Here is a 26004-nt window from a genome sequence, read left to right as displayed (position 1 = left end):
AGCGCCGAGGCCGTGTGGGCGAGCGGCGGCCGGGCGGATTGGGCCGCACTCGACGTCACCGACCGGTCGGGCGCCGCGGCCATTCTGGGAAAGGTCATGGAGACGACCGGCGACGTCTCCATCCTGGTCAACGGCGCCGGGATCTGCCCGCGGCACGGCATCGACGACCCGAGCCTTTTCGAGGCCTGGGATGCGGTGATGAAGGTCAATCTCGACGGAGCCCTCAACGTCACCATGGCGGTTCTGCCGGCGCTGAAGCGGACCCGCGGCTGCATCGTCAACATCGCCTCGATCGCCGCCTTCGTCTCCACCGCGACCTCCCTCGGCTATTCGACGTCCAAGGCCGCCTTGAAGATGCTGACGCAGAACCTCGCGCAGGAACTCGCCCCCAGCGGCGTCAGGGTCAATGCGATCGCCCCGGGCACCATCGCCACCGAGATGACAATCGCCACCCGCAACGACCCGGCGCGGGCAGCCAAGTTTCTCGCCCGCATCCCCATGGCGCGCTTCGGAGAGCCCGAGGAGCTGGTCGGCCCCGTCGTCTTTCTCTGCTCGTCCATGGCGACCTATGTCACCGGCACCACCCTCGTCGTCGACGGCGGCTATCTCGCCGTCTGAGCGGCGAAGACCGGCCCCGCCGAACGGCCGCTTGCCAAGCGGGCGAAACCTCGCCTAGCGTAACGAACACATTCGTTCCTCGCGAATTCGTGGCGACCCCCACCCCGAGAGGGAGGCCCTTCCCGTGACCGCAATCGTGACGGACACGCTCGTCGTCGGCTCGGGCGCCGGTGGCCTCGCCGCGGCAGTCACCGCCCGGCTCGGCGGACTCGACGTGATCGTCGTCGAGAAGGAGGCCCAGTTCGGCGGGGCCTCGGCGCGTTCGGGCGGATGGCTGTGGATTCCGTGCAATCCGCACGCCCGCGCCGCGGGAATGGAAGACACTCCCGCCGAAGCCCGCCGCTACCTGCAGCACGAGGCTGCCAACCATTTCGACGGCGACAGGGTCGACGCCTTCCTGGCCAACGGCCCGGAGATGGTGTCGTTCTTCGAGAAGAACACTGCGGTGAAGTTCGTTCTCGGCCCAGCCTTCTCCGACTACCACCCCAATGCCCCCGGCGCGAAGCCCGGCGGCCGCTCCATCGTTGCCGAGCCCTTCGACGGCCGCGAGCTCGGACCCGAGATCAAGCGCCTGCGCCCGCCGCTCCCCGAGATCACCTTCCTGGGCATGATGATCGGATCCGGCAAGGAGCTGCTGCACTTCTTCAACGTCACCCGCTCGCTGAAGTCGGCCGGTTATGTCGGCATGCTCCTGGCACGGTATGCGCGGGACCTGGCCCTCCACGGCCGTGCCATGCGGCTGACCAACGGCAATGCGCTGATCGGCCGCCTGGTGAAATCGGCCCTCGACCTCGGCATTCCCATCCGCACGTCCAGCGGCTTGCGCGAACTGATCGTCCGGGATGGCCGCGTGGTCGGCGGCATCGTCGATACCAGCGATGGCCCGATCGAGATTCATGCCCGTCGCGGCGTCGTCCTCGCCGCCGGCGGCTTCCCCCGCAACGTCGAGCGTCGCAAGGCGCTCTATCCCCATGCCCCCACGGGACAAGAGCACTTTTCCCCCGCCCCGCCCGGCAATACCGGCGACGGGCTGGGTGTCGCCGAGCGGGTCGGGGCCGCCATCGTCACCGACTATCCCAATCCGGCTGCCTGGGCGCCGGTCTCGCGGGTGCCGCGCCGCGATGGCTCGACCGGGCTCTTTCCGCATTTCATCGATCGCGCCAAGCCCGGCGTCATCGCCGTCACGCCGGCCGGCGAGCGGTTCGTCAACGAGGCCAACTCCTATCACGACTTCATGCAGGGCCTGTTCAAGGCCACGCCGAAGGGAACCGACGTCAGGGCCTTCCTCATCACCGACCATCCGACGCTGCGGCGCTATGGCCTCGGCTTCGTCAAGCCGTTTCCCGTGCCGCTCTCGCCCTATCTCGGCAATGGCTACCTGAAGAAGGGGCGGACGCTGCGGGACCTCGCCCTCGCGGCGGGAATCGCGCCCGAGGCCTTCGACGCGACCGTACGCGGCTACAACGACACCGCCAGACGCGGCGAGGACCCGGCTTTCGGCCGCGGCAGCACCGCCTACAACCGCTATCTCGGCGACCCCGACGTCAAGCCCAACCCCTGCGTCGCGCCGATCGAGACCGGCCCTTTCTATGCCGTCGAGGTGGTGCCCGGCGAACTTGGAACCTTCGCCGGCATTCGCTGCGATGCCCATGCCCGCGTGCTGGACGCGACGGGGACCCCGATCGCCGGCCTCTATGCCGCCGGCAACGATGCCGCCAGCATCATGGGCGGCAATTACCCCGGCGGCGGCATCACGCTCGGCCCGGCCATGACCTTCGGCTATATCGCCGCCAGGCACATGGAACAGAACCCTGTCGCCCCGTCGGACGAGGAGTTGCCGCAGGGCACACGTGCCTGATCATGCCTAGACGGCCTCCTGGTACCCGCCGAGGATGTGCCGACATCACCAAGGCCGAATGGCCAAGCGGGCTTCTGTGACCTGCCGGAGGAGGAAACGGCGATGAAACTCTTGAGGAAAGTGACGGCCGGGCTTGCGCTTCTGGCCGCGGCGACCTGGATGCCGGTGGCGGAGCCCGCCATGGCGCAGCAATCACGTACATTCGATCTGCAGCATGGCTTCCCCATCAACCTGCCCTCGCTCGGACCGAGCCCGGGCCGCTGGGCGCAGATGGTCGATGCCATGACCAATGGCGAGATCAAGATCCGCGTCCGCAATGCCGGCGAATTGTCGCCACCGCTCGAGATGTTCGGTGCCGTCTCGTCCGGCGCTATTCCCATGGCCTTCGACTGGATGGGATACTGGGCCAACCAGATCCCCGTCACCAATCTCGTCAGCGCCATGCCCTTCGGCGCATCGCCGGAAATCTTGCTCGCCTGGATGTTCCGCGGCGGTGGTCTCGAAATCATTCAGAAGGCCTATGATCCGCACAACGTGGTCATCCTGCCCTGCCACCTCGTCGACTCGGAAGCCGGCGGCTGGTTCCGCAAGGAAATCAACTCGGTCGACGATCTGAGGGGTCTGCGGATGCGCATCGCCGGCCTCGGCGCCCTCGTCCTGTCGAAGCTCGGCGTGTCGACACAGCTGGTGCCGGCGGGCGAGATCTTCGTGGCCCTGGAGCGCGGCCGCATCGACGCCACCGAGTTCTCGCTGCCCTCGATCGACCGCGGCCTCGGCTTCTATCGGGTCGCCAAGAACTACTACTTCCCCGGCTGGCACCAGCTCGCCACCTGGGATTCGATCATCATCAACAAGGGTGTCTGGAACTCGTTCACCGACCGGCAGCGCACGATCATGCGCGAGGCCTGCATGGCGAACGTGACCTTCAACATGTACGATCAGATCGACACCCAGCGCACCGCCCTCGAATACTATCGCACCCAGGGCGTCACGATCCGGCGCTTTCCCGACAGCGTCCTGACCGCCCTGCAGAAGGCCTCCGAAGAGGTTCTGAACGAGCAGGCTGCGCGCGATCCGCTGTTCAAGGAAGCCCTCACCAGCCTGCGGGACTACATCTCGAAGGTCGGCGAGTGGCGTGAACTGCAGCGGATTCCCGCTCCGCAGCGCTGATTCCGGACGGTCGAATGGCCATACGGCCGGCGCCTCGTGTGCCGGCCGTTGCTCGCAAGGAACCCGGCTCGTGGATGCAGCGCTGAAGCTTCTCGATGGGGCGAGCCGCCTGGCGAGCGGTTTCTGCCGGCTCGCCAGCTGGACCCTGCCGCTCGTCATCGTCGTCATTCTGGCGACGGTGCTGGCGAGCCAGCTGCGCCTCTCGACCATCGTCGTCTGGGGCTTCACGCTGCCACTGTTCGGCGACCGGTTGACGGTCACCGGCTTGACCGAACTGCAATGGCACCTGTTCGCCGTCATGGTGATGCTCGGCATCGTCTACGCGGTCGAGACCGACGCCCATGTGCGCATCGACTTCGTCGCCGCCGGCTGGACGGCGCGCACGCGCGTCATCATCGAACTGATTGGCGATACCTTTCTTCTGCTCCCCTTCACGCTGTTCATGCTGCACTTCTCGTGGCGCTTCACCGGTACCGCCCTGAGGACCGCCGAACGCTCGACGACCGGCGGGCTCGAGGATCGCTATCTGGTCAAGGGCGTGATGCCGCTGGGCTTCGCGCTGCTGGCGATCGTCGTCCTGGTGAAGATCATCCAGCATGTCGTCGCCCTCGTCGGACGCGGCCGTGATCCCGCAACCGTCGACTGGTTCAGCCGCCGGCAGGGCGCGGCCCCCGAAGAAGGGATGACGACGTGACCGGACAATGGCTCCCCATCGCAATGCTCGTCATGCTCGTCGCGGGGGCCTTCAGCGGCTATCCCATGGGCTTCGTCATGGCCGGCATCGCCGTCGCCTTCTGCCTCGTCGCCGACGTCCCCATCGCCTTCCTGTTCACCTTCGTGACGCGCATCTACGCCGGAATCCTCGCCGACTGGCTCCTGCTGTCGATACCACTTTTCGTCTATATGGGTCTGATGCTCGACAAGTCGGGCATTGCCGGGCGGCTGCTGACCTCACTGGCGCGACTGATGGGACCCCTGCCCGGCGGCTATGCCATCGCCGTGGCGGTCATCGGCATCATCATGGCGGCGTCGACCGGCATTGTCGGCGCTTCCATCGTCATGCTCGGCCTGCTCGGCCTGCCGGCCATGCTCGAACGCGGCTATGACCCGCAGATCGCCACCGGCATCATCGCAGCCTCCGGTACGCTCGGCATCCTCATCCCTCCCAGCATCATGCTGGTCGTCTTCGGCGAGGTGCTCCAGGTCTCGGTCGGCGATCTTTTCCTCGGCGCCCTTATCCCTGGCATCCTTCTCGGTCTTCTGTTCATCGTCTGGATTCTCATCGGCTCGGTCTTCTGGCCGCAGCGCATGCCGGCCATCGAACGGCGCGAGGGCATCCCGATCGGCGCGCTGCTGCTCGAGGCCGCAGCCAATCTGGTGGCGCCGCTCGGCCTCATCCTCGCCGTTCTCGGCTCCATCGCCGCCGGCATCGCGACACCGACGGAGGCGGCGGCCATCGGCGCCCTCGGCGCCACCCTGCTCGCGGCCTTCTCGCGCGAGTTCCGCTGGACATCACTGCCGCCGATCCTGCACTCGACGTTGCGGACCACCGCCATGATCGCAATGGTGATGATCGGGGCAACCTGCTTCACGGGCCTGTTTCTGCGCATCGGCGGCGACGACCTCGTTCGCAACATGCTCTTTGTCGATACGGTTGGCCCTTGGGGCGTCCTCGTCATCATCATGCTGGCGGTCTTCATCCTCGGCTTCGTGCTGGAATGGGTAGAGATCACCTTCATCCTCATCGTGCTCGTCGCCCCGATCGTCGCCGACCTCAATTTCGGCATGGGAATGACGCGCGAGGAAACCCTGATCTGGTTCGGCATCCTTGTCGCCATCAACCTGCAGACCTCCTTCATTTCGCCGCCCTTCGGCGCATCGCTCTACTACCTGAAGGGCATCTGCCCGCCGCATGTCACGATCGGAACGATCTACCGCGGGGTGACACCCTTCATGATGATCCAGCTCATTCCGCTGCTGATCGCCATGGCCTGGCCACCATTGATCCTCTGGTTGCCGAAGCTCGTGCGCTGACGGATCGCCGCGGTGCCCCGCCGGTGCAGGCCGGCCGCGGGAGCGCGCGACCGCCACCGCCATGAGGCGCGGAGCCGCCATCGCGTGAACGCCCAGGATCATTTGCCGCCCACGTCGCCAGCGGTGCTGCCGCGCGCGCTCGAAAGCGTGCCCGTTCTGCTTGATTGTTGACAATCGACAATCAGCGGTTTTGACTGTCCGACGACAGCGCTTCAGCCGAGGCCGGACGGAGGGGATCCATGTTCATCGATCGACGCGTTTTTGCGGCATCTCTGGTTCTCTCGACGGGAGCGACGCTCGTCGCGCCGGCCCTTGCCCAGGGCGCGGGCACGCTGGACGAGGTCAAGCGCCGTGGCTCGCTGCGGGTCGGCGTCACCCAGGCGCCGCCGTGGTATTCCAAGGACCCCCGCACCGGCGAGTGGTCGTCCGGGGTCGGCGTCTCGATCGGCAAGGCCATGGCGGCAGCGCTCGGGGTTCGCTTCGAGCCGGTCGAGGTCACCTGGGGTACGGCGATCGCGGCCCTCCAGGCCAACCGCATCGACATCATGTATGTGCTCGACGCCACGCCCGAGCGGGCCCAGGCGGTCGACTTTCCCGCATCGCCGCTCCTTTACTATTCCCTCGCGGTGCTGGCGAAGGACGACCTCGCCGTGCGCAGCTGGGAGGACCTGAACAAGCCGGAGGTGCGGATCGCCGTGCCGCAGGCGACCAGCATGGACCGCTTCCTCACCACCAATGTCGCCAAGGCCACCATCCAGCGTTTCCCCGGCAATACCGAAGCCATCGCCGCCTTCCAGTCCGGCCGCGTCGAAGCGGTCTGCCTGTTCCATCCCCCGCTGATCGCAGCGCGCCAGCGCCTCGGCGCAGGCAAGATCGTCGTGCCGCAGCCGACCCAGTCCAACCCGTCGAGCGCGGCCGTCCGCAAGGGCGATACCGCCTTCGTCGCCTGGGTGGACGAGCAGATCGGCGGCTATTACCGCAGCCGCCAGATCCAGGCCTGGTACGAGGAATTCCTCACCGGCTTCGGTCTCGACCCCAAGGCGGCCCCACCGATCATCAAGGAGATGCTCGGCTGACGCGGCTCTCGTGTACCGCTGGGACTTCACGCCGATATGGGCGCATGGCGACCTGCTGCTGGCCGGCCTCGGCAATACGCTTGTCCTGACCGCCGTGGCTCTGGCCGGCGGTCTGCCGGTCGGCCTCGCCCTCGCGCTGGCGCGACTGTCCGGCAACCGCCTCATGGCGGCGCCTGCCGGGCTGGTGATCGAGGTGTTCAGGACGACGCCGCCCCTGGTGCAGCTCTTCTGGTTCTATTTCGGCCTGCCGATCATCCTGAACGTCGAGATGACACCCTATCTCGCAGCGGCCCTCACCTTCACGATCCAGTCCGGGGCCTTCTTCGCCGAGATCTTTCGTGCCGGCATCGTCTCCGTCGACAAGGGTCAGAGTGAATCTGCGCGCGCGATCGGCATGAGCAAGGCGCAGGCGATGCGGCGCATCATCCTGCCTCAGGCGGTGAAGCGCATGTTCCCGGCCATGATGGAACGCTCGATCGAGCTGATGAAGACCACCACTCTGGTCGCCACCGTCTCTTATGCCGACCTCCTCTATCAGGCGAACGAACTGGCCCAGAAGACCTTCCGCCCCCTGGAGGTCTTCACCGCGGCGGCCCTCCTCTACTTCGTCACCATCACACTGGTGAGCGCGCTCGGCGCGCTGGTCGAGCGGCGCATGGCGCAAAGCGGCGAGATGACGCGATGACCTATCGCTGGGACTTTACGCCGCTGCTCGACAACTGGCAGGCTCTGGCCATGGGGGCTGTCGGCACTGTGCGGCTCTTCGCGGTTTGCCTGGTGCTCGGCCTTGGCTTCGGCCTGATCGTGGCGCTGGCGCGGCGGTCACGCTGGCGGCTGGCGCGTTGGGTCTCGATCGGCTTCATCGAGTTTTTCCGGAACACGCCGGTGCTGGTGCAGATCCTGTGGTTCTACTTCGCCCTGCCGATGCTGGTTCCCGTCGAGATCACGCCCTTCACGGCGGCCATCTTCGGCATCTCGCTCAACTCGGCCGCCTATTCGGCCGAAATCTACCGCGCCGGCATCCAGTCGATCGAGCCGGGCCAGTGGGAGGCGGCACGCGCCATCGGCATGTCCGGCCTGCAGACGCTCCGGCGGATCGTCCTGCCCCAGGCCCTCAGGCGGGTGCTTCCGGCGCTGACCAACCGCGGCATCGAGATCTTCAAGATGACGACCCTCGCCTCGGTCGTCGCCTATATCGAGCTCCTGCACCAGGGCAAGCTCATCGCCTCGCTGAACTTCAATCCGCTGGAGGTCTACACCGTCATCGGCGCCCTCTTCTTCCTCTTCCTCTACCCGCTGGTGCGCGCGACCTATGCGCTCGAGCGGCGGCTGGCGCGGAGCGACTGAGCCATGGACACACCTCTCCTCCGGCTCGCCGGCCTCGACAAGCGCTTCGGCGACAGGGCCGTCTTTTCCGGTGTCGATCTCGACGTGAAGCGCGGCGACCGCATCGCCATCATCGGTGCATCGGGGTCCGGCAAGTCCACGCTGCTGCGCTGCATCAACTTCCTCGAGCGTCCGGACGCGGGGCGCGTGATCCTCAACGGCGAGCCGGTCGGCGCCGAGCGCCAGCGCTCCGGCGGCACCGAAACCCGCTATGACGAGGGCAGCCTCAACCGGCTGCGCCAGCGCGTCGGCATGGTGTTCCAGCAGTTCAACCTGTTCCCTCACATGACGGCGCTCGGCAACGTCATGGAAGGGCTCGTCACGGTGAAGCGGATGGCCCGCGCGCCGGCCGGCGAGCGCGCCATGGCCGAGCTCGCCCGGGTCGGCCTCGCCGACAAGGCCGAGGCCTATCCGGCGCATCTGTCCGGCGGGCAGAAGCAGCGCGTCGCCATTGCGCGGGCCCTCGCCATGGAGCCGGAGATCCTGCTGTTCGACGAGCCGACTTCGGCGCTCGACCCGGCCCTCGTCGGCGAGGTGCTCGATACCATCCAGGCGCTCGCCGCCGAAGGGCGCACCATGATCCTCGTCACCCACGAGATCGGCTTCGCCTATCACATGGCGACCCGTGTCCTCTTTCTCGCCGAGGGCGGCATCTACGAACAGGGAACGCCGGACGAGGTGCTGAAGGCGCCGCGCCGGCCTTTGACCCAGGCCTTCATCGCCGGCCATCGCCGGTTCAGCTTCTGACGGAACAGTGCCATGACCAGCGCAGGAAATTCCACCGCGGGCAGTGCCCAGGGGTACCTCGACGACTCGCGCAACGAAGCGGTTCTCGTCTATGTCGACGGCGCCTTCGTCCCCCGCCATGAGGCCCGCGTCTCGGTCTTCGACAGCGGCTTCGTGCTGGGCGACGGCATCTGGGAGGGGCTCCGGCTCAAGAATGGCCGCCTGATCCAACTCGACGCGCATCTCGACCGGCTCTTCGAGGGCGCAACTTCAATCGCGCTCGACATCGGCCTCAGCCGCGAGCAGGTCGCCGCCGCAGTCAACGAGACCCTGGCGCGCAACGGCATGACCGACGGCGCCCATGTCCGTCTCATGGTGACCCGCGGCGTCAAGAAGACGGTCAACCAGGACCCGCGCTTCGTGATCGGCAAGGCGACCATCGTCATCGTCGCCGAATACAAGACGCCACGACCGGACTCGAAGATCCGCGGCCTGTCGCTCTTCACCTCCACCTTCCGGACGAGCACGCCGGACGTCTTCGACCTGCGTCTCAACTCGCACAGTCGCCTGAACCTGATCCAGGCGCTGATCCAGGCAATCAATGCCGGAGCCGACGAGGCCTTGATGCTCGACCCGCAGGGCTTCGTCGCCAGTTGCAACTCCACCAATTTCTTCATCGTCCGCCGCGGTGCCCTCTGGACCTCCACCGGCGCTTTCTGTTTCAAGGGCCTCACCCGCCAGGCGGTACTGGATTCATGGCGCGCCGCTGGGCTGCCCGCCGAGGAGCGCCCCTTCACCCTCGCCGAAGTCTATTCGGCCGATGAAGCCTTCATCACCGGGACCCTGGGCGGCGTCACGCCGGTGACGAAGGTGGACGGACGGGTGATCGGCAACGGCACCCCCGGACCGATGACGGGGCGTGCCTCCGAGCACTACCAGGCATGGGTCACCCGATGAGCCGCGCGGCGGGCCTTGCGACCGACACGGGTGTCGCGCCGCTCCGGCGTGCGACCTTCCGCGACCGCGTCGCCGAGCGCCTGCGTCATGCCATCATCGACGGCCGCATCGCGCCGGGCAGCACGGTGACGGAACAGCAGCTCGCGGCCGAATTCGGGGTCAGCCGCGGCCCGTTGCGCGAGGCGATGGGGCAGCTCGTCGAGGAGGGTCTCCTCGTGTCGGTGCCCTATACGGCCACCCGTGTCATGTCGCTGTCGCGCCACGATGTCGGCGAGATCTATTCGCTGCGCACCGCGATGGAGCGCCTCGCCTTCACGCAGATATGGCATCATCGCACCGATGCCTTCGCCGCGACCCTCAAGGCCCGGCACGAGGCCCTGCTGGCGGCGCTGCCCGGCGGCGACGGCTTCGCCGCGTCGCAGGCCGAGGTGAAGCTTCATGCGACCGTCTACGAATTCTGCGGCCACAGGCTGCTGCTGGAGACCTGGAACCGCATCGCCCCCCGGCTCCATCTCTACCTCGCGGTCCACCAGAAGGCCCATGGACGCTCCGGCCCCCTGGATGATGCCCACCGGGCCTATTTGGATCTGGCGACCGGTGACCGGCTCGACCTGATGCTGGCGGAACTCGACCATCACATGCAGCGCGGCCTCGACCGTCTGCAGGACTATGTGGCAACCATCGCCGGCGTCGCAGACTGAGGGGCGACCGCGGGCCGCGCCGCTCTCAGGGGTCCTGGCGGAACATGCGGGCCGCGTCGAGGCAGCGGCCGCAGGCGGTGATCATGCAGGCCGCCGCGAAGATCCAGGCGATCAGCGCGAAGGAGGCCGGAAACAGGCACATCAGCACGAAGGCGGCGATGGTCTCGGTGCCCTCCGCCAGGCCTCCGGGATGAAAGAAGCCCTTGCGACCGCGCGCCGTGGTTGCGAGGCCGCGCTTCTCGGCGAGGGTGGCGAAAGCGAGAAAGCTCCCACCGGACAGCAGGAAGCTGGCGACCAGGACCAGGGCGGGGAAGGCATTCGCCCGATCGGCGATGGCGAAGGCGATGGGAATGGCCGCGTAGAACGCGAAGTCGGCGACGATGTCGAGGAAGGCGCCGAGATCGGTCGGCCCGCGCACGCGCGCGACCGCCCCGTCGAGACCATCGGCCAGCCGCGACATCAGGATCAGCAGCAATCCCCAGCCGGCATGACCGGTCGCGATGGCGAGGGCCGCTGCCAGCCCGAAGGCCAATCCCGCAGCGGTCATGGCATTGGCGGTGGCACCGCGACCCGCGATCCAGGCGCCGAGCCGCGCCAGAGGGGCGTCGATGAGGCGTCTGGCGAGAGGATCGAACATCGGCGGACAGTCCTCGTTCGGCCACATGGCAGGTCGCGGCCGGATGAAGATGTGCAACCCGCACGACTTTTGATCAATCCCCGCTCGCGACGGGGCCAGGTCGGTGAACCCGCTCCCAGCCGGTCGTGGGAAGGGGTCTAGAGAGCGCCCGGCCCGGCTGCCTGCAGGCCAGGCCCGCCGAGGATCACGCCCCTGCGGCCAGCGCCTCTTCCACCGCGGCGGCCAGTCTCAGCACGTCGCGGTCCCGCCCGCGCGGCATGACGATCTGCAGCCCGAGCGGCAGGCCCGAACGGTCGAGCCAGCAGGGAACGGAGATCGCCGGCTGGCGCGTATGGTTGAACAGCGGCGTGAAGACCGCATGGCCGCGCGGGCCGACCGGAACGCCGGCGATCGTCTCCGGACCGAGCCGGTCGACCGGCCAGGCGGCGCAGGGCGTGGTCGGTCCGATCACCGCATCCAGACCCTGGGCCGCGAAGAAGCGCGCACCGGCGACGGCGACCTGTTCCGACAGGAGCAGGGCGCTGGCGACGTCGGTTCCCGCAAGCGCGAGACCGGCTGCGATCTGCGCGCCGAGATCGGGATCGATCTGGTCCGGCCGCTCCCTCCAGGACGAGCCGAAGAGCGCGGCGAGACCGCCCTGCTGGATGGCGCCGAGACCGGCCTCCGCAGCGCCGGCCGGCCATTGGGGATCGCGATCGACGATGGTCAGGCCGGCCCGGCGCAGCCGCTCGACACAGGCGGCGACATGGTCCGCGACCTCCGGTTCGACCGGCACGTCGAGGCCCCAGCGCGGGCTGTAGGCGATCCGCATCCGCTCAGGCGCGAGCTCGCCATCCGGCGGCAGGATCGCCGAATGCGGGTCGAGCAGGCTAGCCCCCACCATGACCTCGAAGGCGAGGGCGGTGTCGGTGACAGTCCGGGCAATGGGGCATATGCAGGAAATGGCGAAGAATGGCTCGGAAAAGCCCGGGCCATACGGAACCGCGCCAAAGGACGGCTTGAGCCCGACCAGGCCGGTATGGGCCGGGGGCCTGCGGCTGGAGCCGCCGGCATCGGTGCCGATCGCCAGCGGCACCATGCCGCTCGCGACGGCGGCCACCGGGCCGCCCGACGAGCCGCCTGGGGTCATCGCGGTGTTCCAGGGATTACGCGTGGCGCCGTGGAGGAGATTGGTCGTCTGGCCCTTGGCCGCGAATTCCGACGTGTTGGCGATGCCGACGATCACCGCACCGGCGGCCACCAGCCGCGCCACGGCCTCGGCATCCTCGGGGGCGACGAAATCGCTGAACAGCCGCGAGCCCTGGGTGATCGGTCGCCCCGCGACCCAGATATTGTCCTTGATCGCCACGGGCACGCCGGCGAGGGGCAGGCGTTCGCCCGCCGCAATCCGCGCATCGACCCGTGCCGCCCGCGCCGCCACATCGTCCCGGTCGACCGAAGTGAAGGCATTGATGGCCCCGTCCAGTTCATCGATGCGCGCCAGGGACCGCCCGGCTTCGGCAGCAGCCGTGCTCCGGCCATCGTTGACGGAGGCCGCGATGGCGGCGAGCGAAGGCCAGAAGGCGAAGGCGGCGGTCATGTCGATCGGCAAGGCGACCTCCTCGTCGGCGGATCAGCGAGCAAGACAGGAGATGAAGGATCTTTGCAACCGGACCCGGTGGCGCCTTCGAAGCCGGAGGTTCCATGGTGCCCAATGCCATCGCCCGGGGTCTCCTGCGGAGGCCCCGGGCGCGCAGCGGTCTGGCGGCGATGGGTTCGCCGCGGAAGGCTCAGGGCCTGAAGACGTAACCCGGTCCGATCGCCACCTCCGCCGGGATCGGCGGCAGGTCGGCGAACAGGGCGGGATGGTCCTGCATCACCTTGAGCATGTGCTTCGGCTCGAAGTGCTTGTTGACGTCGAAGGTCGCACGCAGGAAGCCGAGGCGGTGCAGCCGGTCGAGGGCTTCATGCATGGCGCGGAAGTTGTTGGCCGACAGGCGCCGGTCGGCCTGCTGGATGTTGAACTCCATCGCGGTCTCGGCGATGTCCTGCCGAAGCCCGGGAATCCAGCGGGTCGCCACCTGCGCCGCCGGCTTGGGGTTCTTGCGCATCCACTGATCGGCCTCCGACACGGCGATCAGGAACTTCTCGATGGTCGGCCCATTGGCGGCGACCCAGGGCCTCAGGGCCACATTGAAGCCGACATACGAGATGGCGTCTCCGCCGCGGATGATCTCGACGGCACCAGGCACGTCCTTCAGCGCGACAATCGGCCAGGGGTCCCAGCCGACGAAGGCGTCGATGCCCCTGGCCAGCAGCGCCACCGTCATGTCCGGCGGCGGCGTGTTGACGAGCGTCACGTCGGCCGGCGCCAGGCCACCCTTTTCGAGCAGGGCGAGGATGTAGAGATGGTTGATCGTGCCGAAGGACGCGGCGATCCGCTTGCCCCTGAGGCTCGCCAGATTGCCCCGGGTGATGCCGGAATCGGCGCGAGCGATCAGCGCCATGGTGGCGTCCGACCCGCGCGCGGTGGCCTTACCGGAATAGTTGCCGAGAGCGACGAGGTCCATGCCGCGTACGACGGCACCGATCATCGGGACGCCGACCTGCACGATGTTGCTCTCGCCGGCCTGCAGGGCGTTCAGCGCGTCGACGCCGGTGGCGTAGGGCCGCGCGATATCGACGTCGAGGCCCTGTTTCTCGAAAAAGCCGCGCTCGAGGGCGATCGGCAGGCCGATCTGGTCGATGCCGGTCACCATTCCGGCCTTGAGCTTGGTCATCTGCTGGGCATAGGCGAGCGCCGGTGCTGCGAGCAGCGTTCCGGCGACGGCCGTCCTTCTCGTGATCATGGTCATCCTCCCTGTTGCAATGGCTCTATCCGCCTCACCCAGTAGTGCCGGGCGATGGCGCCGAGTTGGCTTTTGTCGATACCGCGCAGTTCGACGCTGTTGCCTTCCGTTCCCGACACGCGGCCGTAGCGCTGGAACACAAGGATATGGAAACGCTCCGGCGCGAAGGGCAGCGTGATCACGGCATTGACCCGCGCGCGCTCCGGAAAGCCGCCGGCGATCTTGGCCGGCGCCACCGCGAAGAGCCAGGCCTGCCAAAGGACCCAAGCCGCGGCGAGCCCGAGCAGGATCAGGCCGCGCCTGGAGCCGAGGGCCTGCCGAAGAAGCCTCATGCCGACCTCACCAGGGCGAGGACCTGGTTGGACAGGTCCTTGAACTCATCGTCTGCCACCAGCCGGTCCCAGACGCGCGGGCGGCTGATCGGCACCTCGACCTCAGCCAAAACCTTGCCCTTGGAGAGGACGACCACCCGGTTGGCGAGAAACACGGCTTCCGGGACATCGTGGGTGATGAAGACCACGGTCGGCCGCCGTTCCTCCCAGATGCGCGAGAGTTCGTCCTGCAGGGTCATGCGGGTCTGCGCGTCGACACTGGCGAAAGGCTCGTCCATCAAGAGGACGTCGGGTTCGTTGGCAAGCGCCCGGACCACGCCGACGCGCTGTTGCATGCCCCCCGACAGCTCGTTCGGGTAGCGGTCCGCGGCATGGGAGAGACCGGCGAGAGCGAGATATTCGCGCGCGATCTCGTCGCGCCGGGCCTTGGGCACGCCGCGCATCTTCGGGCCGAAGCCGACATTGTCGAGGACGGTCTTCCACGGAAACAGCGCGAAGGACTGGAAGACGACGCCGCGATCGGGCCCCGGTCCCTTGACCGGCACGCCGCCGACCAGGATGTCGCCGCCGGAATGCGGGATGAAACCCGCCACCATGTTGAGGATGGTCGACTTGCCGCAGCCGGAAGGGCCGACGATGGAGACGAACTCTCCTGCGGGCACCTCCAGCGACACGTCGCGGATGGCGGTGACGTGCTCGCCCTTGTAGGCGTCGAAATAGGTCTTCGCGAGGTTCTTCAGGCTGAGCGACTTCACTGCGTGACCAATCCCCAGCGCCGGCCGGTAGCCTGCTCGATGGGAGCGAGGATCCACGCGTCGACGATGTACCAGAGGATGCCGAGCACGATCATGCCCAGCACGATTTCGGTGACCGAGCCGGCACGGCGCGCGTCGAACATGAGGAAGCCGATGCCGCTGGTGCCGACGATCATCTCGGCGGCGATCAGGGCCCGCCAGCCATAGCCGAGGCCGTTGCGCAGGCCCGTCATGATGTTCGGAAGCGCGCCGGGAACGACGATCTCGCCGACAATGCGGGCGGGGGAGGCGCCCAGGCTCTGGGCCGCCCGGTGGAGCTCGATCCGGACGGAGCGCACGCCGAGCACCGTGTTGAGGATCACCGGGAACAGCACGGTGTAGACGATGACGAAGGTCATGGTCGTCAGGCCAAAGCCGAACCAGATGATCAGGATCGGCAGCCAGGCGATGTCGCCGATGGCCTGGAAGAAAAGGAGGACCGGCCAGAGGGCGCGGTGCGCGCCCTTGCTGAGGCCGATCCACAGTCCCAGCGGCACGCCGAGCCCGATCCCGATGGCGGCGCCGATGGCAAGCCGCGCGACGCTGTCGGCGAGATATTCGGGCAGGATCCCCTTCTCCATCAGCGTGACGAATTTGGCGAAGACGTCGGGCGGGGAGGGAAAGAAGGCCGGAGGAAAGGGACCCCAGGCGGCCACCGCCCACCACAGGGCCACGACGGGCACGAAGGGCGCCAGCGTCTGCAGGATCGGCCATTTCACCGAGGTCCTGAGGACGAAGCTCCAGAGGGGGAGGAGGGCGTTCATGTGCTGACGAGCCCCCAGCGCTCGATCGTCGCCCGCTCGAGCGGCACGAGGAGCAAGCGGTCGATCAGCAGCCAGAGCGTGCCGATGACGATCATCCCGAGGACGATGACCTCGGTCTGGTAGAAGTCGCGGGCGACGAAGAGCATGTAGCCGAGGCCGACATCGGTGGCGATCATCTCGGCGGCGATCAGACCGCGCCAGGCGAAGCCGAGGCCGGTGCGGACGCCGGTGACGATGTTGGGCAGCGCGCCGGGCAGCAGCACGTCGGTGAGCATGGCCCGCCGGCCGGCTCCGAGGGAGGCGGCGGCGTGGCGCAGCGTCATCGGGATGGTCGAGACGCCGAGCAGGGTGTTGTAGGCGACGACGAAGAAGACCGCGTTGAAGATGACGAAGACGATGGCGCCGAATCCGTAGCCGAACCACAGCGTGGCGATCGGGATCCAGGCGATGCCGGCCAGCACCGAGAAGAAGCGCATCAGCGGCGTCAGGAAGGCGGAGACGCCGCGGCTCACCCCCATCAGGATGCCGAGCGGCACGGCGACCAGAACCGCCAGAACCGTGCCGATCGCGACGCGGGATACGCTCGCCATGACGTGACGCACCAGCGATCCGTCGATCAGGCTCTCGAGACCCGCCTTGCCGACGGCCGCGACGCTCGGAAAGATCTGCGGCCGCACCTCGAGGACGGGCACGATGATGGCCCACAGCGCCACCAGCACGGCCAAAGGCGCAATAAAGATGAGGGCCGCGCTGATGCGACTGGTCCGTTCCATCCGTCCTCCCATCGGATGCGGAAGCCGCATCCCTGACCGCTCGGGGAGCGGCGCGCGACGCGTTCCTTTGAGGTGGTCCGATCGAGCGGACCGCGGAACGTCATCGCGTAACGGAAGCCTTTCGGTGCAGCCGACAAATTGCAAGATGCCGCACGGCGCATAGCTCGTCTGCAGTACCGACGGCCCGGCTCCCGCGCCCGGAGTTCACGGGGCCGCCCGAAGGTTCGGTCGCGCTCAGTGGGAGATGAGCACCGGCATGGTGAGCGCTGCGAGCACGCCCCGCGTCGCGCCACCGACGACGAAGTCCCTCAGCCGCGAATGGCCGTAGCCTCCCATCACCAGCAGGCCGGCACCGACCTCGCGACAGGCATCCTGCAGGGCCTGGGCGACCGGCCGGTCCTTCGCCGAAACGGTCCGGACCGCCGCTGTTACGCCGCGGCGCGACAGACTATCCACCAGGAGGTCGCCGATCCCCGCCTCCAGCTTTTTCTCGTCGCCCGCCATCAGCACCGTGACCCGCGCGCCCGCGGCAAGGAAGGGCCGCGCATCGGCGAGGGCCCGCGCCGCCACACGGCTACCGTCCCAGGCCACCGCGACATGGCTGATCCGCACCGCCTCATGGGTCTCGGGGACGAGCAGAACGGGCCGGCCCGCGCCGAAGACCAGCGCCTCGGCGAGCTCGCGGGACGTCAGGTTGTCGTCCGACCAGGGGACGATGGCGAGATCGCGATAGCGGGCCTCCGCGACAGCCCCTTGGATGGCCTCGGCCGGCACCGCGTGGCGCTGATCGAGCTGAAAGGCCAAGCCGTGGCTCCGCGCCATGTCCTGTACGGCAGCCGCCAGCCCCGCACTATGCTCGCGGCTGTCGTTCTCGACCTTCCGGACCATGTCCGACAGGTTGATGACCATCCCGCCGAAGGAGGCGCTGGAGCGCGGGAGGTCGACGGAATAGATCATGACGTCGAGGTCGGCGCCGATCGCGGCGGCCATTCTCGCCGCGGCCGCGGCCGCCTTGACGGACACCGTATCGGGATAGGTCAGCAGGGGCAGGTAGGCGGTCGTCTTCATCGTTTCGATCCCTTGTCTTTGGTCTGTCCCTGCAATCTGTCAGATCGGAAAGGGAGGGAATTGACCTGGAACAAGCGCCCTCCGCGACATTTGGGCGCGACCGGTGATCGGCATCGCGCCTGATCACGAAGCGGCGGGTCTCGTCGTCGCGCCGGGAAATAGGATCCACGAGCGGTGCATAACGCTGCTCGACAAGGTGGCCCACCTTGCTGCTGCGGCGCCGACGGGCTTCAGTCCGACATCACTGTCAGCCCTGCCGGTCCCGCCGAGGTTTCGAGCCAATGCCGGAAACTTGCGGCATAGCTCCGCGGCAAGGCGACGGCGAAGGTCGGCACCGCATCGATCTTCCACAGCGTGACGCCGATATGGGCTATGGCGGTGACGGCGACGTCCGCGGGCGTGAACCGCGCGGGGTCGAGGTCGATCCGCACCCCCTTTTCCAGCAGCTCTGGCAACCGCGCTCCGCTCAGGTGAAGCACAGCCTGGCCGTCAGACTGGTCGACCACCGCGGCGACGCCTGCCAGCGCGGCACGAAGGCCGGCGACGAACCCCGGATCTTCTTCGCCGAACACGAACCACGTGCCGGGCCCGGTGCCGAGCACGGTGGCGACCGCGGACACCGCACGCTTCGGCCCATCCACCACCGCGAACCCGAAACGGCTGCCGAGGCGTGCCGCCGTCTCCCCCGCCTTGCCGCGACGGGCGATGACGGTGGCGGCGGCGAGGCCCGCCCGCTCGACGGCAAGAACGCCATCCCCTGATCCGACCCGCCGGCCGAGGCCGGCATAGCCGCCACGATGGACGAGATCAGCCATGAACGCGGGTTCCTTCCGGATCGATGAAGACGGGGTTCACCACCTCGACGACCACATCGCCGCCGCGGATCGGGTCATAGGCACGGATCTGCTCGCCGATACGCTCCGGCCCGCGCGCCAGAAGCCCGAGGCCGATCCAGTGGCCGAGAGCGGGGCTGAAGGCCGTCGCGGTCATGTAGCCCTCGTCGCTCGCGGCGGTGGCCGGCGCCCCGAGGCTCAGGAAATGCGCCCCGGCGCGCAGGCGCACGCCCGGCACAGTCGGCTGCAGTCCCACCAGGGTCGGCCGGGACGGATCATTCAAGGCTTCCCGCTCGGCCATGAGGCGGCCGACATAGTCCTTCTTCCGCGACATCATTCGTCCGAGGCCGAGATCACGCGCCACCGTCTGGCCGTTCAGCTCGGCGCCTGCGACATGCCCCTTCTCGATCCGCATGACGGCGAGCGCCTCGGTACCGTAGGGCGTGACGCCGAGATCGCGACCCGCGACCATCAGGGCGCGGATGAGAGCGTCGCCATAGCCGGCGGGGACGGCGATCTCATAGGCGCGCTCGCCGGAGAACGAGATCCGGAACAGGCGGGCCATGGTCGCGCCGAGCGGGAAGGTGCCGCAGGCGAGATAGGGGAAGGCGGCGTCGGACAGGTCCGCAGCCGGCCCGAACAGCTGCTGCAGCAACGCGCGGGAGCGGGGGCCGGCCACCGCGAATTGTGCCCACTGCTCGGTGACCGACACCATCTGCACGTCGAGGTCTGGCCACAGCACCTGATGGCAGAAGGCAAGGTGCTGCATGACCTTGCCGGCATTCACGGTGGTCGTGGAGAGGACATAGTCGTCCTCGCCGAGCCGCGCCGTCGTGCCGTCGTCCATGACGAAGCCGTCCTCACGCAGCATCAGGCCATAGCGCGCCTTGCCGACGGGCAGGGTGGAGAAGGTGTTGCAATAGACCCGGTCGAGGAAGGCGCCGACATCCGGCCCCGACAGTGCGATCTTGCCGAGGGTCGAGACGTCGCAGATGCCGACGCCGGAACGCACGGCATCGACCTCGCGGGTGACGCTTTCGAGCCAGTCGCGCTCGCCTGCCCGCGGGAACCACTGGGCCCGCAGCCATTGCCCCGTCTCGACGAAGACGGCGCCCTGCTCCTTCGCCCAGCCATGCGAGGCGGTGAGACGCGTCGGCTTGAAATGCGTGCCGGTATGGAGACCGGCGAAGGCGCCGATGGCGACCGGGCCATGCGGCGGGCGGGCCCGCGTCGAGCCGGTTTCGGGAATGGTCCGGCCGGTCAGTCTCGCCAGGATGGCGAGGCCGTTGACGCTGGAGGTGCGACCCTGGTCGGTGGCCATGCCGAGCGTGGTGTAGCGCTTCAGATGCTCGACCGAGACGAAGCCCTCGCGCACCGACTGGGCGACGTCCTTGTCGGTGACGTCGTTCTGCAGGTCGACGAAGGCCTTGCCGCGTCCGCCCTCGACGTGGAAGAGCGGCCCGACGGCGAAGGTCTCGTCGCTGGCACGCCACGCCGGAGCCGCGACGACGGGCTTGCCGGCAGCGCCGGCCGCCGCAGCGCCGAGCCTTGCCCCGTCTGCCAGCGCCTCGGCGAGGGTGAAGCGGCCGGCCGCCGCGCCCGCCACGGCGAGATTGGCCGGCATGGCATCGGGCACGAAGGCGAGGCTGGCATCCGACCAGCGCGGCTTGTGGCCGAGATGGGTCGTCATCGCGATATCGGGGTTGAAGCCGCCTGATACGGCGAGGCCGTCGACGGCGATGCGGCGGCGGCCGTGATCGCCGATCACCTCGATCGCCGAGAGGGATTGCCCACCGATGGCATCGAGCACGCGGGCGCCGAGGAAGACCGGCACGTCGCCGGCGAGCGCCCTGACGGATGCGGCGATGTCGCGCCGCGCATCGATCACCGCCGCGACCGGAACGCCGGCGCTGGCGAAGGCTTCGGCCGTCCGCCAGCCGTCGTCGGTGGCGGTGAACACCGCGACCCGGCGCCCCGGCAGGGCGGCGAAGCGCTGGAGATAGGTCCGCATGGCCGCGGCCAGCATGATGCCGGGTCGGTCATTGCCGCCGAAGACGATCGGCCTTTCGATGGCACCGGCGGCGAGCACGGTCTGCACCGCGACGAGGGTCCAGAGACGCTGGCGCGGCATTCCCGCCGGGGTCACCGCGAGATGGTCGGTGAGACGCTCGACCGCACCGATCTCGCCGTCATAGAGGCCGAAGGCGGCGGTGCGCGTGAGGATGCGGACATTGTCGAACGTCGCCAATTCGGCTTCCGCCTCGCGGACCCAGACCGGTCCCGGCATGCCGTCGATCTCGACGGTGTCGGAAAGCAGGCGGCCGCCGAGGGCGAAGTCCTGCTCGAGCAGGATGACGCGCGCCCCGGTCCGTCCGGCGGTGAGGGCCGCGGCGAGGCCGGCGGGACCGGCGCCGATCACCAGAAGGTCGCAGAAAGCATAGGCTTTCTCGTAAGTGTCCGGGTCAGGCGCGCCCGACAGCCGGCCGAGACCGGCGGCATGGCGGATGGCCGGCTCGTAGAGGCGCTCCCAGAGGGCGGCCGGCCACATGAAGGTCTTGTAGTAGAAGCCGGCACCAAGCAGCGGCGACGCCAGCTGGCCGATCGCCTGGACGTCGAAACGCAGGGAGGGCCAGCGGTTCTGGCTGGCGACGTCGAGACCGGGATAGAGCTCGATCGTGGTCGCACGTGTGTTGGGCTCGCGATAGGCGCCTCGGCCCTTCTCCACCAGGGCATTGGGCTCCTCGGGACCGGCCGAGACGATGCCGCGGGGGCGGTGATACTTGAACGAGCGGCCGACGAGACCGATGCCGTTGGCGACGAGCGCCGAGGCCAGCGTATCGCCGGCGAGCCCCGTCAGGGGACGGCCGTCGAAACTGAAACCGATGGGCGTCTGCCGGTCGACGAGGCCGCCGGTGGCGAGGCGGTTGACGCTCATGCCGTGGCCCCGTGCGTAGCGACGGGCTTCGCGCCGGTGATGGTGTGGTCGCGGGTGTCGCGGCAGACCACCAGCCAGGAGCGGCAGCCATAGGCGTGGTACCAGAGTTCTTCCATGGGGCCGGCCGGATTGTCGCGGAGATAGACATAGGTCGCCATGGCGGCGGCATCGCCATCGGCCGGGCGGCGCGGGGCGGCGTCGCCGTGATAGGCGAATTCCGAACTGTCGCGCGGGCCGCAATAGGGGCAGGGAATGCGCATCGGTCCTCAGTGCAGGTTCGGTTGGGCGCCCTGGCCCTTCTCGTCGATCACACGGCCCTGGGCGAAACGGTCCAGCGTGAGGGCCGTCGCGGCCGGGTGCGGTTCGTCGCGGGCGATGAGATGAGCAAAGACGGTGCCCGAGCCCGGCGTCGCCTTGAAGCCGCCATAACACCAGCCGGCGTTGAGATAGAGACCGTCCATTGGCGTGCGGTCGATGATCGGCGAGCCGTCCATCGACATGTCGACGACGCCGCCCCAGCTGCGCAGCAGCCGGGCCCGGCCGATGGCCGGCATCAGCGCCATCCCGCCCTCGCACACATCCTCGACGACCGGGAGATTGCCGCGCTGGGCATAGGAATTGTAGCCGTCGATATCGCCGCCGAAGACCAGGCCGCCCTTGTCGGACTGGCTGATGTAGAAATGGCCGGCGCCGAAGGTGATGACCCCGGGAATGATCGGCTTCAGCCCTTCCGAGACGAAGGCCTGCAGGACGTGGCTCTCGATCGGCAGGCGCAGGCCCGCCATGGCGGCCACCTCGGAGGAACTGCCGGCCACGGCCATCGCGACCTTCTTCGCCCGGATGGCGCCGCGGTTCGTCTCCACGCCGGTGATGCGGCCGCCCTCGCGCAGGAATCCGGTCACGGCGCAGTTCTGGACGATGTCGACGCCGCGGTCGCTCGCCGCGCGGGCATAGCCCCAGGCGACGGCGTCGTGGCGTACCGTGCCACCGCGACGCTGCAGCAGGCCGCCCTGGATGGGAAAGCGCGCCTGGTCGAAATTGAGGAACGGGTAGAGCCGGCGCACGCCCTCCTTGTCGAGCAGTTCGGCATCGATCCCGTGCAGGCGCATGGCGTTGCCGCGGCGCGCATAGGCGTCGCGCTGGCCGTCGGAATGGTAGAGGTTGAGGACGCCGCGCTGGCTCACCATGGCGTTGTAGTTGATGTCCTGCTCGAGGCCCTCCCAGAGCTGCATGGAGAGCTCATAGAGCGGGATATTGCCCGGCAGCAGGTAGTTCGAGCGCACGATGGTGGTGTTGCGGCCGACATTGCCGCCGCCGATCCAGCCGCGCTCCAGCACTGCGACATTGGCGATGCCGTAATCGCGCGCCAGGTAGTAGGCCGTCGACAGCCCGTGGCCGCCGCCGCCGATGACGATGACATCGTAGCTGGGCTGCGGCGTCGCGTCCCGCCAGGCGGGCTTCCAGTCCCTGTTGCCGCCCAGGGCGTGGCTGACGAGCGAAAGCAGGGAATAGCGCATGGGCGGCGGGCGATCCGGCGGGAAACCTTAGCCATTGTCGCCGCTATGAAGCGGTCGCGCCAGTCTTGCGCGCGAGGATCGCGCACCCATCGCCGGGAAAGAGCCATGCGCACCGGGAAGGGCGAGGCGATTGACAGGCGGCACATCGCCTCTCCAAACTCAGACGATACCGCCGTATTTTCTGGCAATACGCATCGGGCCCGCTCCCCACCCAGCCGGCCGACGGAGCTCTGCCATGCGCGACACCGCTCTGAATGCGACCCATGGCGTGGCTGCGCCCGTTCTCGATGTCGACCCCTATGCCGACGACGTGCTGAACGAGCCGCGGGCCATGCATGCCGCCGTGCGGGATGCAGGTCCGGTGGTGTTCCTGCAACGCTACGGCGTTCATGCGATGGGCCGGCACCGCGACGTCCTGCCTTTGCTGAAGGACTGGGAGACCTTCTCCTCCACCGGCGGTTCGGGGCTCGGCGACATCCGCAAGCCCGGGGCATGGCGGCCGGCGAGCCCCATCGTCGAGGTGGATCCGCCGCAGCACACCCATGTGCGGACGGTGCTTCAGCGGATTCTCTCGCCGGCCGTCATCCGCCGCTGGCGCGCGGATTTCGAGGCGGCAGCCGGGCGGCTCGTCGCCGAACTCGTGGACAAGGGTGCCTTCTGCGGCGTCCACGACCTGGCCGAGACCTATGTCTCCAACACCTTTCCGGAAGCGCTCGGCCTGCGCGACTCACCGCAGCGGCGCGACAACCTCTTCCTCCTCGGCGCCCTCAATTTCGATGGTCAGGGGCCGAAGAACGCGCGTTACGAGGAGACCCAGCGCAAGGCCGACGTCATCTGGGACTGGTTCCTCGACAGCATGAAGCGCGAGGCCATGGTGCCCGGAGGGTTCGGCGAGGCGATCTTCGAGGCCGCCGACCGCGGCGAGATCGATCACGCGACGGCACCGCTTCTGGTGCGTTCCTTCCTGCGCGGGGGGCTCGACACCACGTCGAGCATGATCTCGGCGGCGCTCTGGTATCTGGCGATGGATCCGGCGCAATGGGCGCTGCTGCGCGAGGATCCCGCCCGCATCCGCCCGGCCCTTGACGAAGCTATGCGGCTGGAGACGCCGATCCAGAACGTCTGCCGGCAGACCATGCGGGAGGTGGTGATCGATGGCGTCACGGTGCCGAACGACACCAAGATCCTCGTCATGCTCGGCGCCGCCAACCGGGATCCCGACCAGTGGGAGCGTCCCGACGCCTTCGACGTCACGCGCCAGACCATGGGCCATCTCGCCCTCGGCACCGGCGTCCACATGTGCATCGGCCAGATGATCGCAAGGCTCGAGGGCGAGGCGGTGCTGAAAGCCATGGTCGGGCAGGTGAGGAGCCTCGAACTTGACGGCGCGCCGACCCGCACCCTCAACAACAACCTGCGCAGCCTGAAGACGCTGCCGCTGCGCGTGACGGCGGCCTGACATGCCGCGCATACCCTGCCGCGTCCCGGGGCGGGCCCGGTGACGATCGATACGGCGGCGGGGACGAGCCTGATGACAGGGCGCGGCTGCCCGCCGGATTCTCCTGCCTGACGCGCTGGATGGCATCGTGGTATCGGTGCCGGGCGCGCCGATCTGACGCCGCTGGGGCGTCCGCGTGAAGACCTTGTGACCTCGATGACGCAGCCTTTCGCGACCCATGCCGACGTCGTCATCCTCGGCGCGGGACAGGCCGGCCTCCAGGCCGCCTTGTCGCTGCGCGAGGATGGCTTCGCCGGAACCATCCAGATGATCGGCGACGAGCCCGTCCTGCCCTACCAGCGGCCGCCGCTGTCCAAGGGCTTTCTTCTTGGCACGGTCGCCGAGGATGCGCTGGTGCTGCGGCCCCAGGCCATGCTCGACAAGCTCGACATCCGCATTTTAACCGGCACACGGGCGACTCGGATCGATCGCCCTGCGCACAGGCTCGACCTCGCCGACGGCGGGTCCTGCACTTACGGCCATCTGGTGATCGCCACCGGCTCGCGCGTCCGGCACTGGAGCGGCGAAGGCGCCGATCTCGACGGCGTCGCCTGTCTGCGCACCCTCGCCGATGCCCGGGCTCTCGGGGCCAGGCTGGAAGCTGCCGCCGACGTGGTGGTGATCGGGGCCGGCTTCATCGGGCTGGAATTCGCGGCGGTCGCAGCCAAGCGCGGCAGGAAGGTCCATGTGGTGGAAGCCGCCGACCGGGCCATGGCGCGAGCGGTGACGCCGGCCGTATCCGCCTTTTTTCGCGAGCGGCACGAGATCGCCGGCGTGCAGTTCCGCTTCGGCGCCGGTGTCGAGGCGATCCTCGGCGTGGCCGGCAAGGTCACGGGTGTCAGGCTGACCGGCGGAGAGATACTCGCCGCTGACCTTGTTCTGGTCGGTATCGGCGGCATCGCCAATGCCGAGATCGCGGCCGAGGCCGGCCTCGCGGTCCAGAACGGCATCCTCGTCGACGACCTGTTACGGACCGCCGATCCCGCCATCTCGGCCATCGGCGATTGCTGCAGCCACCCCAATCCTTTCGCCGGAGGGCCGATTCGCCTGGAATCGGTGCAGAATGCCATCGACCAGGGCCGCCTCGTCGCTGGCCGTCTGACCGGCACGCCGCAGCCCTATCGCGCCGTGCCCTGGTTCTGGTCCGACCAGGGCGATCTCAAGCTGCAGATGGCCGGTCTGACGACCGGTTTCGACAGGCAGGTGACCATCGGGGATCCGGCCGAGGCGCGCTTCTCCCTGATCGCGTTCCGCGCCGGCATCCTGATCGGCGTCGAATCGGTCAACCGGCCCGGCGACAACATCCTGGCCCGTAGGATCCTGGCCATTCCGTCGCCTGTCACCCTGGCGGAGGCGGAGGCTGTCGGCTATGACCTGAAGGCGCTGGCGGCGGGCGGGGCCGCGAAGGCATGACGCCGACCGCACAAGACCTCCGCCGAGCAGGTATTGGCGCACGATACGATCGTGTTGCATTTCCGCGTCTCCGACGGCATAGCAAT

At 68.3% G+C, this 26004-nt stretch carries 25 protein-coding genes; 13 read left to right on the top strand and 12 right to left on the bottom strand.

Features of this window, described 5'->3' with window-relative positions:
• From Q8O26_RS06440 to Q8O26_RS06390, 11 genes are all read left to right on the top strand, one after another.
• On the top strand, positions 1-618 hold a 618-nt coding region (locus Q8O26_RS06440), incomplete at its 5' end, for an SDR family NAD(P)-dependent oxidoreductase (RefSeq protein WP_305574622.1).
• A 124-nt stretch (positions 619-742) separates the two neighbouring features.
• Positions 743-2476, top strand: a complete 1734-nt coding sequence (locus tag Q8O26_RS06435) for an FAD-dependent oxidoreductase (protein WP_305574620.1) — start codon at positions 743-745, stop codon at positions 2474-2476.
• Positions 2477-2578: 102 nt separating this feature from the next.
• A complete protein-coding gene (locus tag Q8O26_RS06430; RefSeq protein ID WP_305574619.1) occupies positions 2579-3646 on the top strand; it encodes a TRAP transporter substrate-binding protein in 1068 nt (355 codons plus the stop codon).
• Positions 3647-3716: 70 nt separating this feature from the next.
• Positions 3717-4340, top strand: coding sequence for a TRAP transporter small permease subunit (locus Q8O26_RS06425; protein WP_305574617.1), 624 nt, complete (start codon positions 3717-3719; stop codon positions 4338-4340).
• Positions 4337-5680 (top strand): TRAP transporter large permease subunit, encoded by a 1344-nt coding sequence (locus Q8O26_RS06420; RefSeq protein WP_305574615.1) that lies wholly within the window; start codon positions 4337-4339, stop codon positions 5678-5680. The genes Q8O26_RS06425 and Q8O26_RS06420 overlap by 4 nt, the downstream gene beginning before the upstream one ends.
• A gap of 239 nt (positions 5681-5919) precedes the next feature.
• Positions 5920-6756 carry a transporter substrate-binding domain-containing protein gene (locus Q8O26_RS06415; RefSeq protein WP_305574613.1) on the top strand — a complete coding sequence of 279 codons (837 nt, stop codon included), beginning with the start codon at positions 5920-5922 and terminating at the stop codon, positions 6754-6756.
• A 10-nt stretch (positions 6757-6766) separates the two neighbouring features.
• On the top strand, positions 6767-7441 hold the full coding sequence (locus Q8O26_RS06410) for an amino acid ABC transporter permease (protein ID WP_305574611.1): 675 nt from the start codon (positions 6767-6769) through the stop codon (positions 7439-7441).
• Positions 7438-8103, top strand: a complete 666-nt coding sequence (locus Q8O26_RS06405) for an amino acid ABC transporter permease (RefSeq protein WP_305574609.1) — start codon at positions 7438-7440, stop codon at positions 8101-8103. Before Q8O26_RS06410 ends, Q8O26_RS06405 begins: the two co-directional genes overlap by 4 nt.
• A 3-nt stretch (positions 8104-8106) precedes the next feature.
• A complete protein-coding gene (locus tag Q8O26_RS06400) occupies positions 8107-8889 on the top strand; it encodes an amino acid ABC transporter ATP-binding protein (RefSeq protein ID WP_305574607.1) in 783 nt (260 codons plus the stop codon).
• 12 nt (positions 8890-8901) lie between these two features.
• Positions 8902-9825 (top strand): aminotransferase class IV, encoded by a 924-nt coding sequence (locus tag Q8O26_RS06395; protein ID WP_305574605.1) that lies wholly within the window; start codon positions 8902-8904, stop codon positions 9823-9825.
• Positions 9822-10526, top strand: coding sequence for a GntR family transcriptional regulator (locus Q8O26_RS06390; RefSeq protein ID WP_305574603.1), 705 nt, complete (start codon positions 9822-9824; stop codon positions 10524-10526). Before Q8O26_RS06395 ends, Q8O26_RS06390 begins: the two co-directional genes overlap by 4 nt.
• A gap of 25 nt (positions 10527-10551) precedes the next feature.
• On the opposite strand, the gene Q8O26_RS06385 is transcribed toward Q8O26_RS06390, so the two are convergent.
• The 12 genes from Q8O26_RS06385 to Q8O26_RS06330 all read right to left on the bottom strand — a co-directional run bounded on the left by Q8O26_RS06385 (position 10552) and on the right by Q8O26_RS06330 (position 23007).
• Positions 10552-11163, bottom strand: a complete 612-nt coding sequence (locus Q8O26_RS06385) for a CDP-alcohol phosphatidyltransferase family protein (protein WP_305574601.1) — start codon at positions 11161-11163, stop codon at positions 10552-10554.
• A gap of 184 nt (positions 11164-11347) precedes the next feature.
• The gene (locus tag Q8O26_RS06380) at positions 11348-12754 is read right to left on the bottom strand and encodes an amidase (RefSeq protein WP_371134466.1); all 1407 of its coding nucleotides are present in this window, start codon (positions 12752-12754) and stop codon (positions 11348-11350) included.
• Positions 12755-12932: 178 nt separating this feature from the next.
• Positions 12933-13991 carry an ABC transporter substrate-binding protein gene (locus Q8O26_RS06375; protein ID WP_305574599.1) on the bottom strand — a complete coding sequence of 353 codons (1059 nt, stop codon included), beginning with the start codon at positions 13989-13991 and terminating at the stop codon, positions 12933-12935.
• Positions 13992-13993: 2 nt separating this feature from the next.
• Positions 13994-14323: a hypothetical protein gene (locus Q8O26_RS06370; RefSeq protein WP_305574598.1), complete on the bottom strand. Its 330-nt coding sequence runs from the start codon at positions 14321-14323 to the stop codon at positions 13994-13996.
• Positions 14320-15078: an ABC transporter ATP-binding protein gene (locus tag Q8O26_RS06365; RefSeq protein ID WP_305574596.1), complete on the bottom strand. Its 759-nt coding sequence runs from the start codon at positions 15076-15078 to the stop codon at positions 14320-14322. The genes Q8O26_RS06370 and Q8O26_RS06365 overlap by 4 nt, the downstream gene beginning before the upstream one ends.
• Entirely contained in the window at positions 15075-15881 is an 807-nt protein-coding gene (locus Q8O26_RS06360; RefSeq protein WP_305574595.1) for an ABC transporter permease, read from the bottom strand. Before Q8O26_RS06360 ends, Q8O26_RS06365 begins: the two co-directional genes overlap by 4 nt.
• Positions 15878-16654 (bottom strand): ABC transporter permease, encoded by a 777-nt coding sequence (locus Q8O26_RS06355; protein ID WP_305574593.1) that lies wholly within the window; start codon positions 16652-16654, stop codon positions 15878-15880. Before Q8O26_RS06355 ends, Q8O26_RS06360 begins: the two co-directional genes overlap by 4 nt.
• A gap of 234 nt (positions 16655-16888) precedes the next feature.
• A complete protein-coding gene (locus Q8O26_RS06350; protein WP_305574592.1) occupies positions 16889-17722 on the bottom strand; it encodes a universal stress protein in 834 nt (277 codons plus the stop codon).
• Between the two features lie 230 nt (positions 17723-17952).
• The gene (locus Q8O26_RS06345; RefSeq protein WP_305574590.1) at positions 17953-18537 is read right to left on the bottom strand and encodes a sarcosine oxidase subunit gamma; all 585 of its coding nucleotides are present in this window, start codon (positions 18535-18537) and stop codon (positions 17953-17955) included.
• Complete coding sequence (locus Q8O26_RS06340; RefSeq protein WP_305574588.1) at positions 18530-21490, bottom strand: sarcosine oxidase subunit alpha family protein; 2961 nt, start codon at positions 21488-21490, stop codon at positions 18530-18532. The genes Q8O26_RS06345 and Q8O26_RS06340 overlap by 8 nt, the downstream gene beginning before the upstream one ends.
• Positions 21487-21750 (bottom strand): sarcosine oxidase subunit delta, encoded by a 264-nt coding sequence (locus tag Q8O26_RS06335; protein WP_305574586.1) that lies wholly within the window; start codon positions 21748-21750, stop codon positions 21487-21489. The genes Q8O26_RS06340 and Q8O26_RS06335 overlap by 4 nt, the downstream gene beginning before the upstream one ends.
• 6 nt (positions 21751-21756) lie before the next feature.
• A complete protein-coding gene (locus Q8O26_RS06330; RefSeq protein WP_305574584.1) occupies positions 21757-23007 on the bottom strand; it encodes a sarcosine oxidase subunit beta family protein in 1251 nt (416 codons plus the stop codon).
• 235 nt (positions 23008-23242) lie between these two features.
• On the opposite strand from Q8O26_RS06330, the gene Q8O26_RS06325 reads away from it, so the two are divergent.
• Both Q8O26_RS06325 and Q8O26_RS06320 read left to right on the top strand, forming a co-directional pair.
• Complete coding sequence (locus tag Q8O26_RS06325; RefSeq protein ID WP_305574582.1) at positions 23243-24466, top strand: cytochrome P450; 1224 nt, start codon at positions 23243-23245, stop codon at positions 24464-24466.
• Between the two features lie 195 nt (positions 24467-24661).
• Positions 24662-25918 (top strand): NAD(P)/FAD-dependent oxidoreductase, encoded by a 1257-nt coding sequence (locus tag Q8O26_RS06320; protein WP_305574580.1) that lies wholly within the window; start codon positions 24662-24664, stop codon positions 25916-25918.
• Positions 25919-26004: the final 86 nt, after the last annotated feature.

The sequence above is a fragment of the Phreatobacter sp. genome, from assembly GCF_030691135.1.
Taxonomy (GTDB): domain Bacteria; phylum Pseudomonadota; class Alphaproteobacteria; order Rhizobiales; family Phreatobacteraceae; genus Phreatobacter.
The sequence above is the reverse complement of the archived record's forward strand: the minus strand, read 5'-3'. Positions and strand labels throughout refer to the sequence as shown.